Raw genomic sequence first — 24,602 nt, forward strand, 5'->3', positions numbered from 1 at the left:
CTGCGGTCAGCGTGGTTTTACCATGGTCAACGTGGCCAATCGTGCCGATGTTGACGTGCGGTTTTGTACGCTCAAACTTTTCCTTTGCCATTCCTCAGGCGCCCTTTTGCGATTTGGGGGACCCTTGGTCCCGTGGTTACATCTGCGCGCGCGAGATATTTGGTTTGCAGGGGAAAATCAAGCACATCCTGAGGGAAAAGCCGTTTACGACGCTGGATTTTGCGTGAGCTCGCCGGAATCCAGCGGCTGGATCAGATCGGGGCGACTTTTGAACCAACCGTTCTGTTGATGTTCTTCGGCCAGCCATTCCTCGACTCGGTCCGCAACCTTCAAGGCCAGACCGCTCATCTGCTCTTCTTTGGTACGCTCATGGCCGGAGCCCTTTAACGCGCTACCGCCAGTGGTGTCTTCCAGAACCTGAAATTGTTTGCCCTTGGCCAGAAATTCTTTCTTGTTCACATCATAGACATTCACCAGCACAATCGCGGTGCTGCGTGGGTTGTAGATCACCGGAATGCCCGGAGGTGCCAGCATATATCCCTCTAGGCTGATGCCGATATCATAATCCTGCGCGCCTTCGTATCGGCCAAGGCGGATATCCACCGCATTCTGGATCGCGGCCGTCCACTCGTCCGGCGTAGCGTCGCGTGAGACCGGTCCCTGAACCGCCTTTTCGGCAAAGGCATAGTTGACGCGCAGTTTGAATTCGCCGAGCGACTCGGGCTCTTCGTACACTTGCGTCTGCGTACACGCGCCCAACAGGGCCAGTCCGGTGATCAAGGTCAAAATGCGCAACATGTCTCTCGTCTCGATAGGCCTGTTTTCTTTGATTTAGCGCACCGATACGGACTGTGCCAAGCCGTATCGGCGGAATTCCCCGCAAGCGGTCGCAAAATCAAGAGAATTTATAGTCCCTCGGGAAGCCGTAAGGCGGCTTTTTCCCGACGCTGGCGCGTTTGGCCAGCCATTGAGACATATCCGCCTCGTGCCGGGTCTTGTCGCCACCCATGGACCATTTCAGGCCGTCCTCCCAGTTGAAAGTGGTGATGTCGGACAGACCGCCATCCAGTTCCAGCGTGCCCTGACGCCCGCGGGCCATGTTGTATTTCTGCAAACGTACACCCTTGCCGCGGGTCATCTCGGGCAATTCTTCGGTCGGGAAGACCAGGAACTTACCGTTCTGAGACACCACCGCTACGTGGTCGCCCGCGACCGGTTTGCAGATCACCGCCGTTTCATCACCTTTGACGTTCAGCACCTGCTTGCCGTTGCGGGTCTGCGCCAGCACATCATCCTCGGGCACCATGAACCCGTTGCCCGCATCCGACGCTACCAACAGCTTGCGCCCCGGCTTGTGGATCAGGATGTCGATGATCTGCGCCTCGTTCGGCAGGTCGACCATCAGGCGCAGCGGCTCGCCCATGCCCCGCCCGCCGGGCAGGTTGGCGGCGCTGACCGTATAGAACCGGCCATTTGAGGCAAAGACCAGCAGGCGGTCGGTGGTCTCGGCATGGAAAATGAAACGCGGGCCGTCGCCATCCTTGAACTTCAGCTCGCGCTTGAGGTCGATGTGGCCGGTCATGGCGCGAATCCAGCCCATCTGCGAACAGACGACCGTGATCGGCTCCTTGTCGATCATCGCCTCAAGCGGCACTTCCTCGACCTGTCCAGCCTCGGCGAATTGGGTACGGCGTGCGCCGCCTTCGTAGTCTTTACCAAAGGTCTTTTTGGTCTCTTTCAACTGCTCGGCGATCTTGGCCCATTGCAGTGCGGGATCAGCCAGCAGGTCTTCGAGATTGGCGCGCTCTTCCATCAACGCGTCACGCTCGCGGACCAGCTCCATCTCTTCCAGACGGCGCAGGCTGCGCAAGCGCATGTTGAGGATGGCGTCGACCTGAACCTCGGACAGTTCGCCCTCGCCTGGTTTGGGCGAGACATAGTCGGATTCGTCCGTCGCACGAACGTGGTCGATGCCCCAATCTTCGCGCATCAAAGCAGCTTTGGGATCATCGTCATAACGGATGATGTCAATCACACGGTCGAGGTTCAGGAAGGCAACGATAAAGCCCTCCAACACTTCTAACCGGTGGTCGATCTTAGCCATGCGGTGACGCGAACGACGCAACAACACCTCTTGCCGGTGGTCAAGGAAGGCGCGCAGCACTTCCTTCATCGAACAGACCTTGGGCGTCACCCCGTCGATCAGCACGTTCATGTTCAGGCTGAAACGCACCTCAAGGTCCGAGTTGCGGTAGAGCATCCCCATCAGCACTTCGGGGTCCACGTTCTTGGACCGTGGCTCGAGGATCAGGCGGATGTCATCAGCGGATTCATCGCGGACATCGCCGAGGATGGGGATTTTCTTGGTCTGGATCAGTTCCGCGATCTTTTCGATCAGCTTGGATTTCTGAACCTGATACGGGATCTCGGTGACAACGATCTGCCACTGGCCACGCCCGAGATCCTCGACCTCATACTTACAGCGCAGGCGGAACGATCCACGCCCGGTGCGATAAGCCTGCGCGATATTCTCGGGCGGCTCGACAATCACGCCACCAGTCGGAAAGTCCGGGCCGGGGACATAGTTCAGCAGCGTGTCATCCCGCGCGTCCGGCGTCTTGATCAGATGCAGACAGGCGTCACAAAGCTCCGAGATATTATGCGGCGGGATATTCGTCGCCATGCCCACCGCGATACCACTGGCCCCGTTTGCCAGCAGGTTCGGGAACTGTGCGGGCAGCACGACCGGCTCGGTCAGCGTCCCGTCATAGTTGTCGCGGAAATCAACAGCGTCTTCGTTTAGACCTTCCAGCAGCGCTTCGGCCACGATGGTCATCCGCGCCTCAGTGTATCGCGAGGCCGCCGGGTTATCGCCGTCGATATTGCCGAAATTCCCCTGCCCGTCGACCAGCGGATAACGCACGTTAAAGTCCTGCGCCAAACGCGCCATCGCATCGTAGATCGCGGCATCACCGTGGGGGTGATAGTTACCCATCACGTCGCCCGAGATCTTGGCGGACTTACGGAATCCCCCTGTCGCGCTGAGTCGCAGCTCGCGCATTGCATAGAGGATTCGCCGGTGAACCGGCTTCAGACCATCGCGCGCATCGGGCAGCGCCCGGTGCATGATGGTGGACAAAGCATAGGTCAGATAGCGTTCGCCAATCGCGCGGCGCAGCGGTTCGGCTACCTCGCCCCCACCTTCGGGGGCCTCCATGTTGGGGTCGTCGATCGTGTCGTTCATATATGATGTGATACGACGCAAGCGCGCCGCGGTAAAGCAACCGGCAAGCATTTTGCTGGGGACAAGTGGCGCTTTTTGCAACAGGGGGAGGCAACCGACGGATTTCCCCCGATCTTTCGACTCGAGACCTCAGATATGGTAAGCTCTCTGTCATTAGACTGCTGCCTATTTCATCTTTTACGATTACCCGGGGGAAGCGCCATGACGCGCCTTATCGTTGTTAGTTTCGCTGCACTTGGCTGGTGTTTTTACGTCATGAGCGGTGGGCCAGACTTTGAACCGCGCGGCCTGCGTGCTGAACAGCCTGTGCGTGTCGCCGCCCAATCCAAGCCAGTGCAGATCGCACCTACGCCTGCCCAAAATCTTGTGACCAATGTCGCCAGCCGCACCCCAGCCGTCCGGGCCAAACCGATCGAGCCTCAACCGGCCGTTGTTGAATTTGTGACTGAAACCGCAAGCGTTGAAGCGCTCAGGGAAATGTCGGTTTTTGATGATCAAACTTCCAATTTTACGCTCGCATCGCTTGAAGATGGAGTGAGCGGCCTGCAGCAGATCGAACCAGAAGCGCCCGAACAGATCGCGGAACCGATTGTCCCCACTGAGCCCGAGAAGGACATTCGCGAGATTTCTGGAACACGGGTCAATCTCCGCGACGGTCCCGGCACGATCTATCCAATCATCGCAAAGGTCGGCATTGGCCAGAAAGTCGAAATCCTGAGCGACTCGGGCACAGGTTGGCTTCGCCTGCGCGTGTTGCCGCAGCAACAGGTCGGATGGATATCGGCATCTCTGGTCGAAAAACCCGTAAACTGACGCAGTGCAACGATTGTCCCACCCGGTATCACGCCCTAGCTAGGGGAAAGGCTTGGTATCGGGGACACTATGCAGAAATCGATTCTAATAACCGGCTGTTCGTCCGGAATCGGGCTGGACGCAGCGCATGGCATGCGCGCTCGCGGGTGGCGCGTCTTTGCATCGTGCCGACAACAGCGGGACTGTGACAGGCTACGCGCGCAAGGCTTTGAAAGCCCCCGCATCGACTATACCGATACCGACAGCATCACCGCTGGTCTGGCCGAAGTGCTTGAGGCCACCGGAGGCACGTTGGACGCACTGTTCAATAACGGCGCACACGGTTTACCCGGCGCAGTCGAAGATCTGCCCACCGACGGGTTGCGCGCGATCTTCGAGGCTAATTTCTTTGGCTGGCACGAACTGACCCGTCAGGTCATCCCGGTGATGCGAGCGCAAGGCCACGGGCGAATCGTGCAGAACTCCTCGGTTCTGGGACTGGTCGCCTTTCCCTGGCGCGGAGCTTATGTGGCCACAAAATATGCGATCGAGGGCCTGACCGACACATTGCGGTTGGAACTGGCGGATACCGAAATCAAGGTCAGCCTGATCGAACCAGGCCCGATCACCTCGAAAATCCGCGAGAACTCGATCCCGTTCTTCGAACGTTTCATCGACTGGCAGAACTCGGCCCTGCGCGAGCGGTATCAGGCGTCACTGTTGAAAAGGCTATACGAATCCTCAGGCACGGATCGGTTCGAATTGCCCGCATCCGCCGTGACCGACAAGCTGGCCCATGCGGTCGAGGCAAAACGGCCGCGCCCCCGCTACTACGTTACGACTCCAACTTACATCGCAGGTTACCTGCGCCGCATTCTGCCGACACGTACGATTGACCGTATCCTCTCGGACGTCTGAGGCGAAATTACCCGTTCGCTTTTCTCCGCCATGGGTCTAGATGGTAAGCCAATGCAAAAAACGTGGACGGTGTACCCATGGACCTATTGATGGTCGTATTATTGCTGGCGATGGCGGCGGTGGTCGTCGTGCTGGTGATCGGCATTTCAAACTTCGGCAAGGCAGGGAAAAGTGCCGCGCTGAAAAGCAACAAGATGATGCAGCTGCGCATCCTGTTTCAATTCATTGCCGTGGTGCTGATCGTGCTCTACGTCTGGCTTCGCGGACAGGGAGGTCAGTAAATGGTTGTACTCAACAAAATCTACACGCGCACCGGCGATGACGGCAAAACAGCCTTGGGCAATGGGGAACGCGTTGCCAAGTATTCGGGTCGAGTTGCTGCCTATGGCACGGTGGATGAGCTGAATTCATTCGTCGGTGTGGCCCGAACCGAAGCTGATGGTGAGGTCGAAGCCGCGCTGTCGCGCATCCAGAATGACCTGTTCGATCTGGGTGCCGATTTCTGCCGCCCCGACATGGATAAGGATGCCGAGGCTGAATACACGCCGCTGCGCATCGTACCCTCTCAGATCGACAGGCTTGAGGCTGAGATCGACGCCATGAACGAAGCGCTGGCGCCGCTGCGCAGCTTCATCCTACCCGGTGGGTCACGCCTGGCGGCCCATTTGCATGTGTGCCGCACTGTCTCGCGCAGGGCCGAGCGTTTGGCGGTTGAGCTGACCAATATGGAACCTGTCAACGAAGTGGCGGTAAAATACCTCAATCGCCTAAGCGACTGGTTTTTCGTGGCCGCCCGCTGTGCGAACGAAAACGGCTCGGCGGATGTGCTGTGGGTTCCGGGCGCGAACCGCTGAAGCGTTAGCTTGAGCGCGCCGTAGCGTCAAAAAATATGAAACGCGACGTCCCAAGCCCACGAGATGACGATTTTGCCCTGTTGTCGTGTGGCTTGAGACGTTATTCAGACGTCCGAGAGCATTGGTGGAGTCGCGTCGCGGCTCACCGTTATTTGTGAGGAGCAAGCGCAAAATGAAGGTACTCGTGCCTGTCAAACGCGTGATTGACTATAACGTGAAAGTTCGCGTCAAAGCGGACGGCAGCGGTGTTGATCTCGCCAATGTCAAAATGTCGATGAACCCGTTCGACGAGATCGCCGTCGAAGAGGCGATCCGTCTGAAAGAAGCAGGCAAGGCGGATGAAGTCGTCGCTGTTTCCATCGGCGTCAAGCAGGCGCAGGAAACCCTGCGCACCGCTCTGGCCATGGGTGCCGACCGCGCAATTCTAGTTGTTGCGGCTGATGACGTGCACACCGATATCGAACCGCTGGCCGTTGCCAAGATCCTGGCCAAAGTGGTCGAGGAAGAGCAGCCGGGTCTGGTTCTGGCGGGCAAGCAGGCGATCGACAACGACATGAACGCCACCGGTCAGATGTTGTCGGCCCTGTTGGGCTGGAGCCAAGGCACCTTCGCCTCTGAGGTGGATATCGAAGGCGACAGCGCCAAGATCACCCGCGAGGTTGACGGCGGTCTGCAGACCATCAGCGTCAAGATGCCGACCATCGTGACCGTTGACCTGCGCCTGAACGAGCCGCGCTATGCTTCGCTGCCCAACATCATGAAGGCGAAGAAAAAGCCGCTGGACGAGAAAACTGCTGCCGATTACGGCGTCGACGTCACTCCTCGTCTGGAAATCGTCAAAACCGAAGAGCCGCCGGCACGTGCCGCTGGTATCGTCGTGGGCTCGGTTGACGAGCTGGTTGCGAAACTCAAAGAAGCGGGGGCTGTGTAATGGCTGTTCTTCTTCTCGCCGAAGTCAATAATGGTGAACTGGCGCTGGACGCCACCGCCAAAGCCGTAAACGCCGCGAAGGCGCTGGGTGACGTGACCGTTCTGGCCGCAGGTGGTTCTGCCGCTGCTGCCGGTGAGGCTGCCGCAAAGATCGACGGTGTCTCCAAGGTTCTGGTTGCCGAAGACGCATCGCTGGGTCACCGCCTGGCGGAATCGACCGCAGCCCTGATCGTGGGCCTAGCCGATGGCTATGAGCACATCGTCGCACCGGCCACCACCGACGCCAAGAACGTGATGCCCCGCGTTGCAGCCCTGCTGGACGCGATGGTGATCTCGGACGCATCCGGCGTGGTTGACGGTTCGACCTTCGAGCGTCCGATTTACGCAGGCAACGCGATCCAGACCGTAAAATCGAACGACGCCAAGAAAGTCGTCACCTTCCGTACCGCGTCCTTTGATGCGGCAGGCGAAGGCGGTTCGGCTGCGATCGAGACTATCTCGGTCGGCGACAACCCCGGTCTGTCGTCCTGGGTTGAAGACAAGGTTGCCGAAAGCGACCGCCCCGAACTGACCTCGGCAGGCGTTGTTGTTTCGGGTGGCCGTGGCGTCGGCTCGGAAGAGGACTTCAAACTTATCGAAACTCTGGCAGACAAGCTGGGCGCAGCCGTTGGCGCGTCGCGCGCCGCCGTTGACTCGGGCTACGCTCCGAACGACTGGCAGGTGGGTCAGACCGGTAAGGTTGTTGCCCCTGATCTGTATGTTGCCGTCGGCATCTCGGGCGCGATCCAGCACCTTGCTGGTATGAAGGACTCGAAGGTCATCGTTGCAATCAACAAAGACGAAGAAGCACCGATTTTCCAGGTTGCTGACTTCGGTCTGGTTGCCGACCTGTTCCAAGCCGTACCGGAATTGACCGAAAAACTCGGCTGATCTTAAGCCGAGGCTTTTCGACGAAAAATCTGACAGGCCCGCCAAAATGGCGGGCCTTTTTCTTAATGCAGATCTCGAATTGGGCCCGCCAGTGCCTCGGCTATGGTCCTGTGCGCAGCGGGCCCTATCATGTACTCAGCCATCGGCTGCTGCAAAGTTCCAAATAGCATGTCTTCAAGCTCGTCCGATTGCCCAGAAACGCTGACAGTCTCACGCACGATTGCCGCGCAAAAAGGTCTAACCGCGTCCAGCATTCCAAGAGACAATGGCACGTCTGCTTCATCGGCAGGGTCCCCGCCATCCGATTGACCAACAACCTGCAAACACAGAAGAATCACTGGCACGTCCAGTTTTTCCAGCAGGGCCCGCATCTGCTTTAACCAATTGCGCCGTAGCTCATCTGCGACGGCTTCGAAACGTGCGTCCTGATGGTCGCGTAACAGCGCCATCAGGTGATGCACGAAATTCACGTCGGCAAAATCGACATCGGGGTATAGTGAGATCAGATCATCCGTGGCGGCCAGAAATCGATCGTTCCGCCTTGGATGGACACGATAGAAGCGATTCGATTGTCCAAGTAGGTCCGGCGCTTGCAACACGCACAGTTCAGCCTTGTCCATCAACGACTGAAGACCGGAATCGCGACACAACGCGTCGACACCGCAGAACAGGCTGCCAAGGTTTAAACACCGCCTGTCAAGCATGTCTTCCAAAACGGACGCGAACGGAGCTTCGACGAAACGGCCAAACGTCTCTGTCCCACCGATGCAAGCCATATATGGCGTATCCAGTGATCGCTCGGGACCACGAAACCAAAGCCGCGAGCCCGAATACTGGCAGACGGCATCCTCGGGAACCCCCGAGCCTGTTTGGTAATAGCTCATTACACTCACCCATTTTTCACCCGGGAGACACTTTGCAGCCGCATATCTTGAGAAATTACTAATGTGCGCATTTGAAGCAAATTCGATGGGTCTCATCCTCTTGCCGCCCGCCCCCATCTGCCGATACTGTCGCCGTAACCCGTGGGACAGAGGCACCTGAATATGGATGTAAAATCAGTCGGAGTGATTGGCGCAGGTCAGATGGGCAACGGTATCGCCCATGTGTTGGCCTTGGCGGATTATGATGTTGTTCTGAACGATGTCAGCCAGGATGCGTTAAACGCTGCGATGGCCATTATTGAAGGCAATTTGGCCCGCCAGGCATCACGCGGAAAGATAACGGATGAGGCGGTACAGAACGCCTTGAAACGCATCACAACCACGCTGGAATTGCCGCAACTGGGCAAGACCGATCTGGTGATCGAGGCGGCCACCGAACGCGAAGCGATTAAGCAGGCGATTTTTGAGGATCTGCAACCTCATCTTCTGCCGCATACGATTCTGACATCGAATACGTCGTCTATATCGATCACGCGTCTGGCCAGCCGTACGGACCGCCCCGAAAGGTTCATGGGTTTTCATTTCATGAACCCGGTTCCCGTTATGCAACTGGTCGAACTGATTCGCGGCATCGCCACAGATGAAGAAACGTTCAGCGCGTGTAAGGCCGTCGTCGACAAGCTGGGGAAAACTGCAGCCAGCGCCGAGGACTTTCCGGCCTTTATCGTGAACCGTATTCTCATGCCAATGATCAACGAGGCGGTTTACACGCTGTACGAAGGGGTCGGGAATGTGCAGTCGATCGACCAGTCGATGAAACTAGGAGCAAACCATCCTATGGGGCCCTTGGAACTGGCCGACTTTATTGGGCTGGACACGTGTTTGGCTATCATGAACGTGCTGCATGATGGTTTGGCGGACACCAAGTATCGCCCTTGCCCATTGCTTACGAAATATGTCGAGGCAGGGTGGCTTGGTCGCAAATCCCAGCGCGGGTTTTATGACTATCGAGGTGAGTTCCCCGTTCCGACCCGGTGAAGGGGGCCAGCCCCCTCGCCCGAGATATTTTTAGCCAGATGAAGAAGCGGATCAGGTTCCGCGTGTCTCGCCCAAGGACAACGTGTGCTTTCGGAGCCACGCCATGAAACCGCGTGGATCGCGTTCCAGAAGTTGCATGTCATCTTCCGATATAGGTTCACCAATGACTGGGGACTGAGGCTTGTTACAAGACCGGACGATCTCGTGCAGCAAAAGGCCCTGGCGCATAATGGCTGATAGTTTGTTCGCGATCTGATAGGCGCGAGAGTTGCGGCCCGGGAAGAAAATCGGCACCACCTGCGCGCCGGATCTCCGGATCATCTTGGCAGTGAAAACGTTCCACTCGCGTTCAATCGCAGGGCCGAACCAATCATCCGAGGACATAACGACACCTGACGGGAACAGAGCTAAAACGCCTCCGTTTTTAAGGTGATCCATCGCCTTACCACGCATTTCCAGCATTTTGGCCTGCGCTTCCGGGTCATGCGGGAAAGGCACTGGAATCATAAACGACGTCGCGGCCTCATCTAGGCCAGTCAGGACCGAGCGTGTCAGAATGCGATAGTCGTTGCGCACCTGACCGATAAGCTCGGCCAGAATCATGCCATCGACCATACCGTGAGGGTGATTTGCAACGACGACCACAGGTCCGGTTTTGGGGATACGGGCAATCTGTTCCTGCGGTGTGGTCAGATTGATTCCCATCACCTCAAGCGCACCACCCCAGAAACGCTGGCCCCGGTAGTATTCGTTCTTCTTCTCAAACTTGTTGACCATACGCAAAATGGTCAACTTACCAGTGCACCATTCGATGGCGCGAATGGCTGTCGCGGTCCAGGCGTCGTCAAACGAGTTCGCATAGGTCAGGGTTCTACGGTCGTAGATTTCGCCCTGGTCCTCGGTCCCATCGACAACCGGGCCTGTCTTGGTCTCGTGCGTAGTTTCCGCCAATTCCTGGTCTTCCCGTTATTGGTATCGCGGCTGATGCGCTCAGAACCCCTCCCCGAACTTGTCGTTCACGAGGGTTTCCAACGCGTCGGCCAACGCCTCAGCATCCGGTCCGGACGTCTCGACGTCAATAGTCGTTCCGCGCGACGCTGCCAACATCAAAAGACCCATAATACTGTCGCCTGACGCTGAAAGCCCGTCTTTTGACACTTCGGCCTGTGCATCAAACCCCTCGACCACTTCAACCAACTTAGCCGAGGCGCGCGCGTGCAGGCCCTTTTCATTAACTATTTTCAAGCTTCGGGTGGTCATTCTTAGTCGGTCCGCTCTTGGTCAAAGGTCACGTTTTGCGCATTGATATACTTGCGCCCAGCTTCCATCGCCTGCCGCACCGCGTCGCCAATTGGCAAGTGGCGGGATTTAGCCAGTTTGATCAACATAGGCAGATTTGCACCGTAAAGGATACGTCGGTCATGAGGTGCACAGGCGCGCAAGCTGAGATTCGACGGGCTGCCGCCGAAAAGATCTGTCACGACAACGACGCCATCGCCAACATCAACGCTGTCGGCGGCAGCACAGATTTCTGCCTGCTTGGCCTCGCGGTCATGGTCCGCTTCGATCGAAATCGCAGCAAGGCCAGGTTGCTTTCCCACGACATGCTGCATGGCCGCAAGATATTCCTGCGCCAACCCACCATGTGCTACGAGTACGATCCCGATCAATCCGGCCTCACATTCAACGATCGACGTTCCATTTCGCGATGCCTAATTGCCACCTGCTGCCCCCCTTCCGCAAGAGCCTTTGCAACCGCTTCCGCTGTGGCGACCGATCTGTGCTGACCGCCCGTACACCCGAATGCGACGGACAGATGCGCTTTTCCTTCGGCACGATAGGCCGGAAGCAGGATTAAAAGCAGATCGACCACGCGTTCAAAAAACGGCGCATAATTTCCGTCTGACTGAACGTAGCGCGCCACGTCCGGGTTTCGACCGTCTTCACCCCGCAGGTCTGGCTGCCAGTATGGGTTAGCGAGGAAACGGCAATCAAATACCATGTCCAGACCACGGGGTAACCCGCGTTTATACGAAAACGACTCGACCGATACAGCTAGATGTCGGCCTCCCTGCGGCGCGAACCAACGTTCGACCTCTTGCCGCAACTGGTGCACGTTGAGCGGGCTGGTATCAATTAGCGTGTCAGCAATCTCTCGGATCGGCGCCAGCAACTCTTTTTCCTGCGTCACCCCGGTTTCAGGGCTGGAATTCGCCGCGACTGGATGGCGCCGTCGCGTTTCAGAGAACCGACGTAGCAAGACCTCATCGCTACAATCGAGATATAAGGTGGCCAGGTCGACATCAGCCATACGGCGCAGTTTCGCGGCTAGTTCGATAAAACCAATTGTCGAGAAATCCCGATTTCTTGCATCCAGCCCCAAAGCCATGGGCCGCTCGCGCGCCGGTCCTTCCAGCAAGCGAAGCAATAGGCCCATCGGTAAATTGTCTATGGCTTCAAAACCCAAATCTTCGAGCACCCGAATAGCGGTGGATCTCCCCGCACCAGAAGGTCCGGTCACCAGAACTATCCGTTGTTGTGTCATGCGTTCGGCCATTCTGGACCCACTCGCCCCATTTTCAAAAGCTGCATAAGAGCTGCTGACAAATTGGGGGCAGCCGCTGCCCGTAGCAAGGGAACAGTTTGCCTCAGGGCGAGAACAGTTGCGTGTTCGGGCAGGCGCGCGTGCTCGGGCGTATCTAGATCAACAACATAACAAAGTGGGACGGGCCCGACCGGAACAGCTTGCAGAAGGCCGATACCACGGGCCTCGATTATGCCGCTAATATTGGGGGCGGCATCCGCTAATACAGCTTCGCTCTTCATGCGTAGACTGACGCGGTCGTCTGCAACCAACCCGGCGCCCGCCGCCATCATCTGCAACCCAAGCGCGGATTTCCCTGAACCGGACGCGCCAATGATCAAGATACCGCGCCCGTCGACCGCAACGCAGGTGGCGTGAACAACTGCAGAATCCAGATTTTCAACGGCCGACAGCGTGGTGTCCGGCATGACCTACACGGGCAACCCGACGACAAACCGGGCGCCCAGCGGATCCGAGGTGATGTCCGCTTCGGTCGGTCGAATGTTTTCGGCCCAGATAACGCCGCCATGTGCTTCGACAATCTGCTTGGAAATCGCCAAACCAAGGCCCGAGTTGTTCCCGAAATGCTCGGCCGGGCGCTGGGAATAGAAGCGCTTGAACACCTTCGTCAGTGCCTGTTCCGGGATGCCGGGACCGGTGTCTTCAACAACAATCAAGACCCGATTCTCGCGCTGGCGGACCCAGACACGTATCGCATCGCTGTCCTCGCAGAAGGAAATCGCATTGGTGATTAAGTTGACAAAGACCTGTGCAAGGCGTGCTTCGAGACCGTGGATCACGATCGGTTGACTCGGCATATCCGTGATGTAATCGATGCCTTTTTCGCGCGCGTCCTCGCCCAAATACTGGCCGATGTTGCCCAGTAGCTTGAGCAAATCGAACGGCTGCTCTTCTTCCTTGACCAGTTCGGCATCAAGACGCGATGCATTTGAGATATCGCTGACCAGACGATCCAACCGCCGCACATCGTGCTCGATCACACCCAGCAGTTTGTCCCTCTGGTCTTCGCGTTTGACCATACGCAGGGTGCCAACTGCGGATTGCAGGCTGGCCAAAGGATTCTTGATCTCGTGTGACACATCGGCGGCGAACTGTTCATTTGCGTCAATGCGGTTGTAAAGCGCCGTCACCATGCCTCGCAATGCCCGGCTAAGACGCCCTATTTCATCCGGCCGCGCACTGAGGTCGGGGATACGGATACGGCCAGGGTTCATACCTGTGCCACGGTCTCTGCCCGTCTCTGCAGCAGAGGCCAAATCCGCCAATGGGTTTGCAATGGTCGAGGCCAAAACAAGGCTTAACCCGATGGAGACAAGCAAGGCGACCACGAACATCTGTAAAATACGCTCTTGCTCACGTCGCGCCAGAGCGTCAATTTCGCCTGCGGGGCCCGTTATCGCAACAGCCCCGACTGGTACTCCGTCCTGCAGGATCGGCGTAGCCGCAACGACGACCGTCTCGCGTTGTTCGTCCTTTACCGCCTGAACCTGTGTTGCGCCATCAAGCGCCGAGGGGACAATAGCCTGAACCCGCTGCGCCAAAGTGGGTGCCGTGCTGGGATCGTAGTTCGTGAAAACGCGGGTCAGGCCGTTCCACACCGCATTCAATGCGTCGCTGATCAGCGTGCTGCCTGTCTGAACCTCGGCATCAGTTCGCAGCAGCACGGCCATTGTGGATGATGAAGCCTCACCGCGCGTCCAACCGATAAGAGTGCCGGACATGTCATACACAAAAACTTCGCCACCCGGCGGCAGGCTCAGACCGGCCAACGTGTCTTCAACGTCCAATTGACTGGCATCTTGCGACGGTTGATCGCCGGTTTGACGCAACCGTGTTTCAAAGACGTTGCTGACCAGTTGCGCGTTTCCGACGATATTTCGCGCAGTCTGCTGAACTTGTTCCTCACGAGAATCGTCCAAGTACAACAGTCCAGTTACCAGAATAACCAAGGCCACCAAGTTGATAGTAACGATTTTGCGCGCCAGCGGGGACTCACGCAAGGCAAACAGATTTCGGCGACGCCGCGATGCGCGCAGCTCGCCTGATTCTCCGTCCTGTGGAATGACCCAATCATCCCCCAGAACGACATCGCCATCCTTGAATTCGCTGGCTTGTTCCGTATCGCGCACGAGACCCAACTACCCTTTCAGATTGGCGTTCTTATTCTTCGTTGTACCGGTAACCAATGCCATAGAGCGTTTCGATGGCCGAAAACTCTGAATCAGCGGCGCGCATTTTCTTGCGCAGACGCTTGATGTGGCTGTCAATGGTCCGATCGTCCACATAGACCTGATCGTCATAGGCCACGTCCATCAGTTGATCGCGGCTTTTGACAAAGCCTGGCCGCTGTGCCAACGCCTGCAGCAACAAGAACTCGGTCACTGTCAGGGACACGTCTTCTCCCTTCCAGCTGACCGCATGGCGCAGAGGATCCATCCGCAGTTCTCCGCGTTCCATAACCTTAGCGTCGCCAGTATTGGCGACAGTCGCGTCACCTGAAGTGGCTTCCTGTCGGCGCAGCAATGCCCGGATACGCTCGACCAGCAAACGCTGCGAGAAAGGCTTTTTCACATAGTCATCCGCGCCCATGCGAAGGCCAAGAACCTCGTCAATCTCGTCATCTTTCGAGGTCAGGAAAATCACTGGCATCTGGGTCTTCTGCCGCAGGCGCTGCAACAAATCCATGCCGTCCATGCGCGGCATCTTGATATCCAGCACAGCCATGTCAGGCAGTTTCTTGTTGAAGGCGTCTAGCGCGGCCTGCCCGTCATTATATGTTTCAACCTCAAAACCTTCGGCTTCGAGAGTCATGGATACGGACGTCAGAATGTTTCTGTCGTCATCCACCAATGCAATCTTTGACATCGGGTTAACCCCTATTCCTGCTCACTCATGCAATTTATCGCTTATTAGTATGGCATTTCTGGCGTTTTTAAGGCCGCGAATCAATCCGTAACTGCGAATCGTGCGATTGTTGTCACATAGATGCAGCAAAAAAGCCGTTAATGTTGCCGGAAAGGCGCTTTGATTTCCGACAGGAAATTTGTGATGGCGCTAAACTTGGGCTTGGTTGCGCTAACTGCGTCAAACCCTCCTGTTCATGTCCCGAATGACCGTGGTAAGACGCGGCCATCCGCCGGTTTTTCCCGGCCAATTGCCCAATGGCGCATCCGGCCCAACCGCCAACGCGCCGCCACACGGAGAAGACACACATGACATCTGGACGGGTTAACCCGCAATTCCGCCTCGAGGATCAGGGCATCGAGGGTCTGGGAAATGTCTATTACAACTTCATGGAACCGGCGCTGATCGAAGAGGCGCTGAAGCGCGGCGAAGGCACTCTGGGCAATGGCGGAGCCTTTTTGGTTACCACCGGCAAGTTCACCGGCCGCTCGCCCAAGGACAAACACGTCGTGCGCACTGACAGCGTTGCAGACCATATCTGGTGGGAAAACAACGCCGAGATGAGCCCCGAGGGCTTTGACGCGCTGTATCAGGACATGCTGGCCCACATGAAAGGCCGCGACTATTTCGTGCAGGATCTGGTTGGCGGAGCCGACCCGGCCTATTCGATCAACGTGCGCATGGTTACCGAACTAGCTTGGCACAATTTGTTCATCCGTCACCTGCTGCGACGCCCGGATCGTGAAGATCTGAACGAGTTCATCGCCGATTTCACCGTCATCAACTGCCCCAGCTTCCAGGCCGACCCGGCCAAGCACGGCTGCCGGTCTGAGACGGTGATCGCGATGAACTTCGATCGCAAGATGATCCTGATCGGCGGCACAGAATATGCAGGCGAGAACAAGAAATCTGTCTTTACTCTGCTGAACTACATGCTGCCGGAAAAAGGCGTGATGCCGATGCACTGCTCGGCCAACCATGCGGTTGGTAACCCGGTCGACACCGCCGTCTTCTTCGGCCTGTCCGGCACTGGCAAGACAACCCTGTCCGCTGACCCGGCCCGCACTTTGATCGGCGATGATGAGCATGGCTGGTCCGATCGCGGCACCTTTAACTTCGAAGGTGGCTGTTATGCCAAGACGATCAACCTGAACGCCGAGGCCGAGCCGGAAATCTACGCGACCACCACCAAATTTGGAACTGTGATCGAAAACATGGTGTTCGATCCCGAAACCAAGGAACTGGATTTCGAGGACGACTCCCTGACCGCAAACATGCGCTGCGCGTATCCGTTGGAGTATATCTCGAACGCGTCCAGCAGCGCACTGGGTGGCCACCCTAAGAACATCATCATGCTGACCTGTGATGCGTTCGGCGTGCTGCCTCCGATCGCGCGGCTTACCCCGGCGCAGGCGATGTATCACTTCCTGTCGGGCTTCACCTCCAAGGTTGCCGGGACCGAGCGCGGCATTACCGAGCCTCAGCCCACCTTCTCGACCTGCTTTGGCGCGCCGTTCATGCCGCGTCGCCCGGAAGAGTACGGCAACCTGTTGCGCGACAAGATCGCCCAGCACGGCGCGACCTGCTGGCTGGTCAACACCGGCTGGACCGGTGGCGCCTATGGTGTGGGCAGCCGGATGCCGATCCGCGCGACCCGTGCACTGCTGACAGCTGCGCTGGACGGATCGCTGCGGGATGCCGAGTTCCGCAAAGATGCCAATTTCGGCTTTGACGTACCGGTTTCGGTGCCCGGCGTGGCCGAAGTCCTTTTGGACCCGCGCCGCACCTGGGATGATCAGGCGGCCTTCGACAAGCAGGCCGAAAAACTGGTGCAGATGTTCGCCGAGAACTTTGAACAGTACCTTCCGTTCATCGACGAAGACATCAAAGCCGTAGCAATCGGTTAATCGAAAAAAGGGGGCGAAATCGCCCCCTTTTCTTTAAAGAGTCTCACTACATCGTGATCGCGCATAAGTTGTATATTGCAAAATGTGAATGCAATTGCGTTGCTCGAAGTGTCGATCTGAGGTATCTCGGCATGTCAGAAATATGACAAAACCCGACGCTCTCGCGTCGGGTGAGAAGTGAAAAGACCTATGGGATGCTCAAGCGCACACTCACAAACGCGATTTAAACAGCCTAATCAGATAGCTAGTGTATTCTAAAGGGGATGAGTGTCAATATGAGATTTGCCGGGTAACTCGTAAAACGGCATACCTCAGTTCGTCACCGTAAAGGGGCGTAAGACACGGAATAAGGCAGGTAACGATATGACAGAAATCTCGAAACTCACCGAACTACGTAAATTGATGCAAAGCATGGAGCGGACGCTGGGCCTGGAACAACTCTCTCCGGTTGAGCGCGATATCTACTACGCGGCTGAGGAATTGTCGAAAAACGATCAGGAAGTTCGCACCTTTGGTTTGATCGAACATACACTGGTTCAAAGCGTATCGCGCCCGACATTTTTCCGTGCACTCAAGTCCCTGGTGCAAAAGGGATACCTTTCGCAAAGCGGCAGCGCAAACCGGGGGCGGTACGTCGTTCATGCTCCCAGGTGACGCGCCCAACAGCTACGACAATGGCTGATTGTCGTGCGCAAATGGGCTTCTGAAACGTTTTTTGCCTCGTTGGCATATGTCGTGGCATCGTACCTTACATTCGAGGTTCTGATGCCCCTTCAGAACATGTTTTTTCCAGAATACCCAAGCCGGGCCAGCCTTCTGTTCCTGCCCCATGGGGTTCGGGTATTGTCTGCATGGCTATTGGGCTGGCGAGCCATTTTTGCCCTTCTTCCCGGCGTTTTCATCGTCTTTGCGGCGCTGGGGGGCAGCGACGTTTTCCTGCCCAGCCGTCTTGCCGCTATTGCAATCGCCGTTCTGACAGTACCGGCAGTCTTCTATTTGCTCAAATGGGCCGGATGGGATCTGTTTCCAAGGGCTGATCGCAAACCGTGCTGGGTCTGTGTCATGGGTGTCGGTGTGATCACCTCATTCCTTGTGGCAGGTTTGACAAATATGGCTTTTGGCAGCGCACGCGTCGAATACATTGCCTATTTGATCGGCGATATTTCAGGTCTGTTCTTCCTGATGCTGGGTTTGTATTTCGCCTTCCGCTTTGCAGATAGCCGCAGTTAACCCATCACCGCTTTACGCAGAAGGTTCAATCCTGCGATCAATAGCACCATCAAAGTCAGTTTCCGAAACCGCGTCTGGTCGATGCGCGCCTGCAGGCGAAGTCCGACCCACATCCCAAGCAGTGCGGGCAGGATCAGAATTGCCGAGAACGGTGCTGTCTCGGCCCGCAAAATACCAGAGCCCAGATGCGCAATAACCAATGCGCCCGCCCCAAGCCCGTAGATTACGCCTTGTACGCGCATTTGCACATCCTTGGGTGTATTCAACGCTGTCAGGTATGCGACCGTCGGAGGCCCCCAGATCCCCGACATACCCCCTACGAAACCGGCTACGGCTCCAATCGCAGCCTCAACTCGGGTCGAGGTCTTTTCGAGGGTCAGTTTCCACCCGGCGATCTGAATCACCGCAAAGACCGAGACCGGAATGCCGATCATCAACAGAAACACCGTCTCGGGCACGAAGCGGACCAGTTGTGCCCCAGCTAACAAAAACACGAGGCCAACCAACAGAAAAACGCGAAACTGCCGTATGGCGTCGATCGCGGCCGGACCCCCTTCGCGCAATGCCTGCACGCCATTTGTGACCAACGTAGGCAGGATCAATCCCGCCAGCGCCAGTTGCGGCGACAGGAAAACACTAAGTCCAGAGACAAGCACCATGGGCATGGCAAAACCGACCATCCCTTTGACCCAACCCGCGGCAAAAGCGACGGCAAGGGCAAACAGAATATCCGACGGTGACACAACGGAGAACAGGGTCATGCGCCTGTGATATCACTCCTGAAAAATTCTGCATCGCAAAACTGCGCAAGAAATTTTTGAACTATTTCGCAACGTAATTCGTATTTTTGTTGCGCTGCACGTGCAGCATGGTATGACCAATCGACCCAGAAAAGGACTTGATTCATGGCCCATGACGGACAGGATATGACCCAGATGACAGCATCCGCGATTTTGCCCGACCTTCTGACACTGACCCGCGCCGCAGTCCCGGCAGTCGAAGCTGTGTTCGACCGCGCGCGTGAATCTGTGCGCGAGATGGTGACTGTCGAGGGTCGCGTGTCCGGTGCGTTGATCGAAGCCAACCAAACGGCCGCTCATGGCCTCGCGTGGCTGGCCACCTACAGTCAATCGCTGCAACAGATGCAGCGTTGGGCCGAGACGTTGGATCGTGATGGCAAGTTTGGTGAAATCGAACAGCTGCTGCATCAAATCGCGTTCGGCGAATATCTGTGGCAGGTCTATGGCGGCATCCAAATGAATCAGGGTGAAATCGTCCGCCTGCAGGATCTTGGCCTCAGCCAAGATGATATGCGCGCATTGATGATCCCTGAGGTGATGACTCTGACCCAAGGCGGCAATACACAAGCCGCCCGCAGCCGCCTTGTAGAATTGATGGAAGATCAGGCCGGTGCCACAATGTTTGGCGCATCCGGTTTGGACGAAGAACTGGAAATGATCCGCGACCAGTTCCGCCGTTATGCGGTCGAAAAGGTCGAACCGCACGCCCATGAGTGGCACCTGAAAGATGAGCTGATCCCGATGGAAATCATCGAGGAACTGGCTGAGATGGGCGTCTTTGGCCTGACCATTCCCGAAGAATTCGGCGGGTTCGGCCTGTCCAAAGCCTCGATGTGTGTGGTGTCCGAGGAACTGTCGCGCGGCTATATTGGCGTGGGTTCGTTGGGCACCCGGTCCGAGATCGCGGCCGAGCTGATCATCGCCGGCGGCACGGACGAGCAAAAGGCCAACTGGCTGCCAAAACTCGCGAGCGCTGAGATTCTGCCCACCGCCGTGTTCACGGAGCCCAACACCGGGTCCGACCTTGGCAGCCTGCGCACCCGCGCAGTCAAGAATGCCGAAGGCGATTATGAGATCACCGGCAACAAGACCTGGATCACACACGCGGCCCGCACCCATGTGATGACCCTGCTGGCCCGCACCAACCCCGACAGCTCTGACCACCGCGGGTTGTCGATGTTCCTGGCCGAGAAAACTCCCGGCACGGACGAGGCCCCCTTCCCCACGCCCGGCATGACCGGCGGCGAGATCGAGGTTCTGGGCTATCGCGGCATGAAGGAATACGAGCTGGGCTTTGACGGCTTTAAGGTGAAAGGTGAGAACCTGCTGGGCGGCGAAGAAGGCAAAGGCTTTAAACAGCTGATGGAGACCTTCGAATCTGCCCGCATTCAGACCGCTGCCCGCGCCATCGGCGTGGCGCAAAGCGCGCTGGATATCGCCATGCAATACGCGCAGGATCGCAAGCAGTTCGGCAAGTCGCTGATCAACTTTCCCCGCGTCTCGGGCAAGCTGGCGATGATGGCGGTCGAGATTATGATTGCGCGCCAGCTGACCTATTTCAGCGCGTGGGAAAAGGACAACGGACATCGCTGCGATCTTGAGGCCGGCATGGCCAAGCTGCTGGGTGCACGGGTTGCGTGGGCTGCTGCGGATAATGGCCTGCAGATTCACGGCGGCAACGGGTTTGCGCTGGAATACAAGATCAGCCGCGTTCTGTGTGATGCGCGCATCCTGAACATTTTCGAAGGGGCTGCCGAAATTCAGGCACAAGTCATCGCTCGGCGTTTGCTGGGTTGATCTGAAAGGTAGCCCTGTTTCCCCAACTTGACCCGGCGCGCGCGCCGGGTCTTTTTTTGCTAATGACATAGGCCCAGTTTCGCCAACGCCCGGAATTTCTCACTACCACGATGCCTTGAATACGGTTACATCAGCCGGGACAGTGAACAGGAAATTACACGACATGATGCGATCTATTCTGGCCTGCCTCGCAGTAATAGTGGCTATGGCGCTAGGAGGCTGCGCCAAGCAATACCCAGCCGCTGGCCAGAACGACATTGACAAACTGGCGCTGGCTATCCGCGACCTCGGGCCCAACGTCGACCCTGTCGAAGCGCAGCAAGCCGCTGAAATCGCGTACACATACTCAAGCCGTTTGGCGCAGGAATGGAACGTGACCGATCCAGCCATCATTCACAACGCCAAGGTCGTCAATGGCCTGCGCAAGAAGGGACTGTGCAACGATTGGGCCGAAGCCATGACTGCCCGGCTTCGGCAAGAGAATTTCGAGACTTTGGATCTGCATTGGGCGACTTCGCCCCCCACGGCATTTCGCATTATCCACCATTCTGCGCTGATCAGCGCCAAGGGGGATTCGATGTATGATGGGCTTATTCTTGATCCATGGCGCAACAGCGGCGCACTGACCTGGGCCCCGACGCGCGAGGATACACGATACAACTGGCGCCCTCGCAGCGAAGTACGGGCCGAGTTGGTAAGCGGTCAGAACCCCTATTAACCCTGTTCGGATTTAGGGTGATTTGGACTAACGTGATCAAATGATACGACTAACCCTGATCCTGCCCTTCATGGCTCTGTTTCAATGCGACAGGGATGAAACCGTCGCCGCCTATGGTGCGGCGGATAGAACATGGGCGCTGCAAGAGATCGACGGTCAGCCTTATGAAGCCAGCGCTTTGCTACGTTTTACGGAAGACGGGAAGATTGCGGGTAACGCCCCGTGCAACAGCTACAACGGCACCCTAAGCGCCCCATATCCCTGGTTTGAAGTGACCGGATTGACCGCCACCCGCGCAGCCTGCGCGGGGCTGGAAGCCGAAGGATACTATTTCGCCGCTCTGATTGCCATGACACAGTCTGAAGTGGCCGGAGACGTTTTGATCCTGCGGAACGAGGGCGGCCACGAAATGGTGTTCAAAGCCGCCGAGTAAACTGCTCGACAAACCGCGCCCGCGCTTCGGGCAGCGGGCGATGACCGAGGGACGGCGCGACCCGGTGCTCCAGAAAGTACCCGGTGGTGCGTAGTGCCTCGGCAATCTCGGGATCCGGCGCGGCCCCCTCGCCGCGCAGACATGGGGGCAGTGGCAACAGCTTATCCGCCCATTCCCCCGCCCCTTTCTCACTAACCGCGCGGCCCGATTTCGGAGAGACATAGATCAGATCTTCGACCGCCCCGGTAACTGCGCAAGCGGTCAGATCAAGACCAAAGCCCAACTCTTCAAGCATGGCCAATTCCCATCGCAAGTAGGCCAGCGGCCATACATCATCCTGCCCCAGCAGGTCCATCAACTGTTCGGTTTGTTTGTAGATGACTGGGTGCGGTTCCCGTTCGGGAAGGCAGAAGGCCAAAAGTGCCACGACCGCGTTTAATCCCGCCAGTGCCAGCCGCCCCGAAAACGCCGCCGCTGCACGAGAACGCAGGGGTTCGACTTGAAACGTGCCTATATGCTCTTCGAGCCGCGCGCGCCAAAGCACGTCTAGCTGCGCTCCCGGCTGCAGGATCGGCGCAATTTTCCGACTGGTCCCACCGCGCACAACCCCGGCATGACGTCCGTGGATTTCGGTGAAGACCTCGATGATCGCCGCTGTCTCACCATGTCGGCGTGTGGTCAGAAGTATACCGTGATCGCGCCAGTCCACATTGCCGCCGTTTGTCTCAGAATGTAGGTAGAAAATCCAAAGATAACGCCCAACACAAGTTGTTTGTTGATAATGAGCAGCGACTTCGTCGGCAAAAGCACTATTCATCGGTGGTTGATAAAGGCTTTTCTGATCGGTCGTCTAAAGCAGGGGCGCCAACTTAAGCCGACGCCCCATTTCATCAATCGTCGTCGCTTGTGATTCTACCACTGACGCTGTTTCCGTCATCCAAAGAACTACCGGCGTTACCCCAACCCGACAGACCTTTGCCCAATGCGTTTTTGCCGCTTACATCTGCGGCGACACTCGCAAATCCACGGTTCCCTTGCAGTGCGCCTGACATTGCCTGAGCCTGATCGTTATTTCCTTTTCCCTTGCTCTTTCCCGGATCTGCCATTGCAACAGTACCCAGTGCGACAGCCGCGGCTGCAGTGATTGTTAAAATCTTCATAAATTTCCCCTTTTTGGTAGACATGTGCTGTAACTACGGGGGGCGCGGCGCGTCGGATCAATAAAACGTGAGATTCTAAAATCAGGTCTTACAGAAATACCGGACAGAAGTTGCAGTCTTTTCAGCTTTTAAGTGAGGCGGGCAATTACTCTAACCCGTCTTCTCCCAACAAATGCCGCCCCTGTCGATCTTCGACCTCGACCACCCAAAGGTCTGGATCAAAACTGCGTTGTTTTGTAATCGCCCCATCCACGTCGGCCTCGGGACCAGCGGATAGTTCGACCCATTTGCGCTCCCCACTCATCAGATCAAAACTGCGCTGGAACGCGACGGCCTGCCCATCCAGAGTATTAAGTTTGATCAGTACCGCACCGGCCGTGTCATCACCGTGGGCAACCACAAAGGCAGGAATTTCTTGAAACCGCAGGCGGGCCAAGTAGGCGTGAACCCAAAATTCCGCCGTCAGCCGGGTCATTGCGCGCTCCTTAGCAAAGGCGCCAACAATTTCCGGCGAGATTTCTTCGTCCCGCTCATGCGTTGCCGTCTTTGAAATCCAAACCCATTTCCGAGTAACGCTCAGATTCCTCAAGCCAATTTGGACGCACTTTGACCTGAAGGAACAGGTGAATTTTGCGATCAAGAAACTCTTCCAGCTCGGCGCGCGCAGCCTGACTAACCGCCTTGATCGTTTCGCCACGTTTGCCCAGAACGATACCCTTGTGGCCGTCGCGCATAACATAGATGACCTGATCGATTTTGGCGGATCCGTCCTTGCGCTCTTCCCAGTTCTCGGTCTCGACGGTCAGCTGATAGGGCAGTTCCTGATGCAGGCGCAGGGTCAGTTTCTCGCGCGTCATTTCGGCGGCGATCATGCGCAGGGGCAGATCGGCAATTTGATCCTCTGGGTAGAGCCAAGGCCCTTCGGGCAGCTCGCCCGCCAGCCATTTGCGCAGGTCTTCAACCCCGTGGCCTTTTTCGGCTGAGATCATGAAGGTTTCAGCAAACGGATAGCGTGCGTTCAGGTCGCTGGTTAGGGTCAGCAGTTTCTCGGATGGTACTTTGTCGATCTTGTTGATGGCCAGGGCGACGGTGCGGCCTTGCCCGATCTCGTCCAAACCTTCCAGAATGCGTTCGACTCCTTCGGTGATACCACGATGAGCTTCGACCATTAAGACCACGACATCTGCATCAGCTGCGCCCCCCCAGGCGGCAGCGACCATGGCGCGGTCCAGCCTGCGGCGTGGCTTGAAAAGGCCCGGCGTGTCAACAAAGACCAACTGGGCCTCGCCCTCCATCGCGACGCCGCGAATGCGCGCACGCGTGGTCTGCACCTTATGCGTCACGATCGAGACTTTGGCCCCAACCATGCGGTTCAGAAGGGTGGATTTGCCCGCGTTGGGCTCTCCGATCAGGGCGATAAATCCGGCGCGTGTGGTCATGTGTACTGCGATCCTGTTT

At 57.1% G+C, this 24,602-nt stretch carries 29 protein-coding genes; 13 read left to right on the forward strand and 16 right to left on the reverse strand.

Features of this window, described 5'->3' with window-relative positions; genetic code table 11:
• From ACR0DX_RS20775 to parC, 3 genes are all read right to left on the reverse strand, one after another.
• A partial coding sequence (locus ACR0DX_RS20775) for a GTP-binding protein (protein ID WP_215675807.1) occupies positions 1-91 on the reverse strand: 91 nt, incomplete at its 3' end.
• 113 nt (positions 92-204) lie between these two features.
• Positions 205-798 (reverse strand): hypothetical protein, encoded by a 594-nt coding sequence (locus ACR0DX_RS20780; protein WP_170356706.1) that lies wholly within the window; start codon positions 796-798, stop codon positions 205-207.
• Positions 799-895: 97 nt separating this feature from the next.
• A complete protein-coding gene (gene parC, locus ACR0DX_RS20785) occupies positions 896-3,244 on the reverse strand; it encodes a DNA topoisomerase IV subunit A (protein ID WP_170356707.1) in 2,349 nt (782 codons plus the stop codon).
• Between the two features lie 201 nt (positions 3,245-3,445).
• Here parC and ACR0DX_RS20790 point away from each other — a divergent pair, with 201 nt between their 5' ends.
• The 6 genes from ACR0DX_RS20790 (at position 3,446) to ACR0DX_RS20815 (ending at position 7,668) form a co-directional block, all read left to right on the forward strand.
• Positions 3,446-4,057: an SH3 domain-containing protein gene (locus ACR0DX_RS20790; protein ID WP_480847243.1), complete on the forward strand. Its 612-nt coding sequence runs from the start codon at positions 3,446-3,448 to the stop codon at positions 4,055-4,057.
• A 69-nt stretch (positions 4,058-4,126) separates the two neighbouring features.
• On the forward strand, positions 4,127-4,954 hold the full coding sequence (locus ACR0DX_RS20795) for an SDR family oxidoreductase (protein ID WP_170356708.1): 828 nt from the start codon (positions 4,127-4,129) through the stop codon (positions 4,952-4,954).
• A 77-nt stretch (positions 4,955-5,031) separates the two neighbouring features.
• A complete protein-coding gene (locus tag ACR0DX_RS20800) occupies positions 5,032-5,235 on the forward strand; it encodes a twin transmembrane helix small protein (RefSeq protein ID WP_170356709.1) in 204 nt (67 codons plus the stop codon).
• Positions 5,236-5,808 (forward strand): cob(I)yrinic acid a,c-diamide adenosyltransferase, encoded by a 573-nt coding sequence (locus ACR0DX_RS20805; RefSeq protein ID WP_170356710.1) that lies wholly within the window; start codon positions 5,236-5,238, stop codon positions 5,806-5,808.
• 172 nt (positions 5,809-5,980) lie between these two features.
• On the forward strand, positions 5,981-6,739 hold the full coding sequence (locus tag ACR0DX_RS20810; RefSeq protein WP_170356711.1) for an electron transfer flavoprotein subunit beta/FixA family protein: 759 nt from the start codon (positions 5,981-5,983) through the stop codon (positions 6,737-6,739).
• Positions 6,739-7,668, forward strand: coding sequence for an electron transfer flavoprotein subunit alpha/FixB family protein (locus tag ACR0DX_RS20815; protein ID WP_170356712.1), 930 nt, complete (start codon positions 6,739-6,741; stop codon positions 7,666-7,668). Before ACR0DX_RS20810 ends, ACR0DX_RS20815 begins: the two co-directional genes overlap by 1 nt.
• A gap of 62 nt (positions 7,669-7,730) precedes the next feature.
• Here ACR0DX_RS20815 and ACR0DX_RS20820 read toward each other — a convergent pair whose 3' ends face one another.
• Positions 7,731-8,552 carry a DUF6473 family protein gene (locus ACR0DX_RS20820; protein ID WP_480847247.1) on the reverse strand — a complete coding sequence of 274 codons (822 nt, stop codon included), beginning with the start codon at positions 8,550-8,552 and terminating at the stop codon, positions 7,731-7,733.
• 162 nt (positions 8,553-8,714) lie between these two features.
• Between ACR0DX_RS20820 and ACR0DX_RS20825 the strand changes: the two genes are divergently transcribed.
• Positions 8,715-9,590, forward strand: coding sequence for a 3-hydroxybutyryl-CoA dehydrogenase (locus ACR0DX_RS20825; protein WP_170356713.1), 876 nt, complete (start codon positions 8,715-8,717; stop codon positions 9,588-9,590).
• Between the two features lie 51 nt (positions 9,591-9,641).
• Here ACR0DX_RS20825 and ACR0DX_RS20830 read toward each other — a convergent pair whose 3' ends face one another.
• The 7 genes from ACR0DX_RS20830 to ACR0DX_RS20860 are packed head-to-tail and all read right to left on the reverse strand — an operon-like array spanning position 9,642 to position 15,060.
• Positions 9,642-10,541, reverse strand: coding sequence for a lysophospholipid acyltransferase family protein (locus ACR0DX_RS20830; RefSeq protein ID WP_170356714.1), 900 nt, complete (start codon positions 10,539-10,541; stop codon positions 9,642-9,644).
• Positions 10,542-10,580: 39 nt separating this feature from the next.
• A complete protein-coding gene (locus ACR0DX_RS20835) occupies positions 10,581-10,850 on the reverse strand; it encodes an HPr family phosphocarrier protein (RefSeq protein WP_170356715.1) in 270 nt (89 codons plus the stop codon).
• Between the two features lie 2 nt (positions 10,851-10,852).
• Entirely contained in the window at positions 10,853-11,260 is a 408-nt protein-coding gene (locus ACR0DX_RS20840; protein WP_170356716.1) for a PTS sugar transporter subunit IIA, read from the reverse strand.
• Positions 11,257-12,135, reverse strand: coding sequence for an RNase adapter RapZ (gene rapZ, locus ACR0DX_RS20845; protein ID WP_170356780.1), 879 nt, complete (start codon positions 12,133-12,135; stop codon positions 11,257-11,259). Before rapZ ends, ACR0DX_RS20840 begins: the two co-directional genes overlap by 4 nt.
• On the reverse strand, positions 12,132-12,602 hold the full coding sequence (locus ACR0DX_RS20850) for a phosphoenolpyruvate carboxykinase (ATP) (RefSeq protein ID WP_170356717.1): 471 nt from the start codon (positions 12,600-12,602) through the stop codon (positions 12,132-12,134). Before ACR0DX_RS20850 ends, rapZ begins: the two co-directional genes overlap by 4 nt.
• Before the next feature lie 3 nt (positions 12,603-12,605).
• On the reverse strand, positions 12,606-14,324 hold the full coding sequence (locus tag ACR0DX_RS20855; protein WP_170356718.1) for an ATP-binding protein: 1,719 nt from the start codon (positions 14,322-14,324) through the stop codon (positions 12,606-12,608).
• Positions 14,325-14,355: 31 nt separating this feature from the next.
• Complete coding sequence (locus tag ACR0DX_RS20860) at positions 14,356-15,060, reverse strand: response regulator transcription factor (protein WP_170356719.1); 705 nt, start codon at positions 15,058-15,060, stop codon at positions 14,356-14,358.
• A gap of 347 nt (positions 15,061-15,407) precedes the next feature.
• On the opposite strand from ACR0DX_RS20860, the gene ACR0DX_RS20865 reads away from it, so the two are divergent.
• The 3 genes from ACR0DX_RS20865 (at position 15,408) to ACR0DX_RS20875 (ending at position 18,236) form a co-directional block, all read left to right on the forward strand.
• A complete protein-coding gene (locus ACR0DX_RS20865) occupies positions 15,408-17,006 on the forward strand; it encodes a phosphoenolpyruvate carboxykinase (RefSeq protein ID WP_170356720.1) in 1,599 nt (532 codons plus the stop codon).
• 363 nt (positions 17,007-17,369) lie between these two features.
• Complete coding sequence (locus tag ACR0DX_RS20870) at positions 17,370-17,660, forward strand: hypothetical protein (RefSeq protein ID WP_170356721.1); 291 nt, start codon at positions 17,370-17,372, stop codon at positions 17,658-17,660.
• An 81-nt stretch (positions 17,661-17,741) separates the two neighbouring features.
• The gene (locus tag ACR0DX_RS20875) at positions 17,742-18,236 is read left to right on the forward strand and encodes a hypothetical protein (RefSeq protein WP_480847253.1); all 495 of its coding nucleotides are present in this window, start codon (positions 17,742-17,744) and stop codon (positions 18,234-18,236) included.
• Here the strand turns inward: ACR0DX_RS20875 and ACR0DX_RS20880 are convergent.
• Positions 18,233-18,997 carry a sulfite exporter TauE/SafE family protein gene (locus ACR0DX_RS20880; protein ID WP_170356723.1) on the reverse strand — a complete coding sequence of 255 codons (765 nt, stop codon included), beginning with the start codon at positions 18,995-18,997 and terminating at the stop codon, positions 18,233-18,235. The genes ACR0DX_RS20875 and ACR0DX_RS20880 overlap by 4 nt on opposite strands.
• Before the next feature lie 144 nt (positions 18,998-19,141).
• Between ACR0DX_RS20880 and ACR0DX_RS20885 the strand changes: the two genes are divergently transcribed.
• The 3 genes from ACR0DX_RS20885 to ACR0DX_RS20895 all read left to right on the forward strand — a co-directional run bounded on the left by ACR0DX_RS20885 (position 19,142) and on the right by ACR0DX_RS20895 (position 21,984).
• Positions 19,142-20,833, forward strand: coding sequence for an acyl-CoA dehydrogenase family protein (locus tag ACR0DX_RS20885; RefSeq protein WP_170356724.1), 1,692 nt, complete (start codon positions 19,142-19,144; stop codon positions 20,831-20,833).
• 163 nt (positions 20,834-20,996) lie between these two features.
• Positions 20,997-21,551, forward strand: coding sequence for a hypothetical protein (locus tag ACR0DX_RS20890; protein ID WP_480847255.1), 555 nt, complete (start codon positions 20,997-20,999; stop codon positions 21,549-21,551).
• 40 nt (positions 21,552-21,591) lie between these two features.
• Positions 21,592-21,984, forward strand: a complete 393-nt coding sequence (locus ACR0DX_RS20895) for an META domain-containing protein (RefSeq protein ID WP_170356725.1) — start codon at positions 21,592-21,594, stop codon at positions 21,982-21,984.
• Here the strand turns inward: ACR0DX_RS20895 and recO are convergent.
• The 4 genes from recO to era all read right to left on the reverse strand — a co-directional run bounded on the left by recO (position 21,968) and on the right by era (position 24,583).
• The gene (recO, locus tag ACR0DX_RS20900; protein ID WP_170356782.1) at positions 21,968-22,693 is read right to left on the reverse strand and encodes a DNA repair protein RecO; all 726 of its coding nucleotides are present in this window, start codon (positions 22,691-22,693) and stop codon (positions 21,968-21,970) included. The two genes, ACR0DX_RS20895 and recO, sit on opposite strands and share 17 nt — an antisense overlap.
• 181 nt (positions 22,694-22,874) lie before the next feature.
• Entirely contained in the window at positions 22,875-23,168 is a 294-nt protein-coding gene (locus ACR0DX_RS20905) for a hypothetical protein (RefSeq protein WP_480847258.1), read from the reverse strand.
• A 121-nt stretch (positions 23,169-23,289) separates the two neighbouring features.
• Positions 23,290-23,619: a DUF1491 family protein gene (locus ACR0DX_RS20910; RefSeq protein WP_170356727.1), complete on the reverse strand. Its 330-nt coding sequence runs from the start codon at positions 23,617-23,619 to the stop codon at positions 23,290-23,292.
• 55 nt (positions 23,620-23,674) lie between these two features.
• Entirely contained in the window at positions 23,675-24,583 is a 909-nt protein-coding gene (era, locus tag ACR0DX_RS20915) for a GTPase Era (RefSeq protein WP_170356728.1), read from the reverse strand.
• Positions 24,584-24,602: the final 19 nt, after the last annotated feature.

Source organism: Ruegeria sp. D3 (assembly GCF_056534465.1).

Bases quoted from the DNA above. Each gene is read 5' to 3' on its own strand.
- ACR0DX_RS20865 (WP_170356720.1), top strand. From the start codon at position 15,408: ATGACATCTGGACGGGTTAACCCGCAATTCCGCCTCGAGGATCAGGGC.
- ACR0DX_RS20795 (WP_170356708.1), top strand. From the start codon at position 4,127: ATGCAGAAATCGATTCTAATAACCGGCTGTTCGTCCGGAATCGGGCTG.
- ACR0DX_RS20800 (WP_170356709.1), top strand. From the start codon at position 5,032: ATGGACCTATTGATGGTCGTATTATTGCTGGCGATGGCGGCGGTGGTC.
- ACR0DX_RS20810 (WP_170356711.1), top strand. From the start codon at position 5,981: ATGAAGGTACTCGTGCCTGTCAAACGCGTGATTGACTATAACGTGAAA.
- ACR0DX_RS20895 (WP_170356725.1), top strand. From the start codon at position 21,592: ATGATACGACTAACCCTGATCCTGCCCTTCATGGCTCTGTTTCAATGC.
- ACR0DX_RS20790 (WP_480847243.1), top strand. From the start codon at position 3,446: ATGACGCGCCTTATCGTTGTTAGTTTCGCTGCACTTGGCTGGTGTTTT.
- rapZ (WP_170356780.1), bottom strand. From the start codon at position 12,135: ATGACACAACAACGGATAGTTCTGGTGACCGGACCTTCTGGTGCGGGG.
- ACR0DX_RS20825 (WP_170356713.1), top strand. From the start codon at position 8,715: ATGGATGTAAAATCAGTCGGAGTGATTGGCGCAGGTCAGATGGGCAAC.
- ACR0DX_RS20780 (WP_170356706.1), bottom strand. From the start codon at position 798: ATGTTGCGCATTTTGACCTTGATCACCGGACTGGCCCTGTTGGGCGCG.
- era (WP_170356728.1), bottom strand. From the start codon at position 24,583: ATGACCACACGCGCCGGATTTATCGCCCTGATCGGAGAGCCCAACGCG.
- ACR0DX_RS20820 (WP_480847247.1), bottom strand. From the start codon at position 8,552: ATGAGCTATTACCAAACAGGCTCGGGGGTTCCCGAGGATGCCGTCTGC.
- ACR0DX_RS20860 (WP_170356719.1), bottom strand. From the start codon at position 15,060: ATGTCAAAGATTGCATTGGTGGATGACGACAGAAACATTCTGACGTCC.
- ACR0DX_RS20850 (WP_170356717.1), bottom strand. From the start codon at position 12,602: ATGCCGGACACCACGCTGTCGGCCGTTGAAAATCTGGATTCTGCAGTT.
- ACR0DX_RS20835 (WP_170356715.1), bottom strand. From the start codon at position 10,850: ATGACCACCCGAAGCTTGAAAATAGTTAATGAAAAGGGCCTGCACGCG.
- ACR0DX_RS20910 (WP_170356727.1), bottom strand. From the start codon at position 23,619: ATGACCCGGCTGACGGCGGAATTTTGGGTTCACGCCTACTTGGCCCGC.
- ACR0DX_RS20905 (WP_480847258.1), bottom strand. From the start codon at position 23,168: ATGTCTACCAAAAAGGGGAAATTTATGAAGATTTTAACAATCACTGCA.
- ACR0DX_RS20870 (WP_170356721.1), top strand. From the start codon at position 17,370: ATGACAGAAATCTCGAAACTCACCGAACTACGTAAATTGATGCAAAGC.
- ACR0DX_RS20815 (WP_170356712.1), top strand. From the start codon at position 6,739: ATGGCTGTTCTTCTTCTCGCCGAAGTCAATAATGGTGAACTGGCGCTG.
- ACR0DX_RS20885 (WP_170356724.1), top strand. From the start codon at position 19,142: ATGGCCCATGACGGACAGGATATGACCCAGATGACAGCATCCGCGATT.
- ACR0DX_RS20890 (WP_480847255.1), top strand. From the start codon at position 20,997: ATGATGCGATCTATTCTGGCCTGCCTCGCAGTAATAGTGGCTATGGCG.
- ACR0DX_RS20805 (WP_170356710.1), top strand. From the start codon at position 5,236: ATGGTTGTACTCAACAAAATCTACACGCGCACCGGCGATGACGGCAAA.
- ACR0DX_RS20880 (WP_170356723.1), bottom strand. From the start codon at position 18,997: ATGACCCTGTTCTCCGTTGTGTCACCGTCGGATATTCTGTTTGCCCTT.
- parC (WP_170356707.1), bottom strand. From the start codon at position 3,244: ATGAACGACACGATCGACGACCCCAACATGGAGGCCCCCGAAGGTGGG.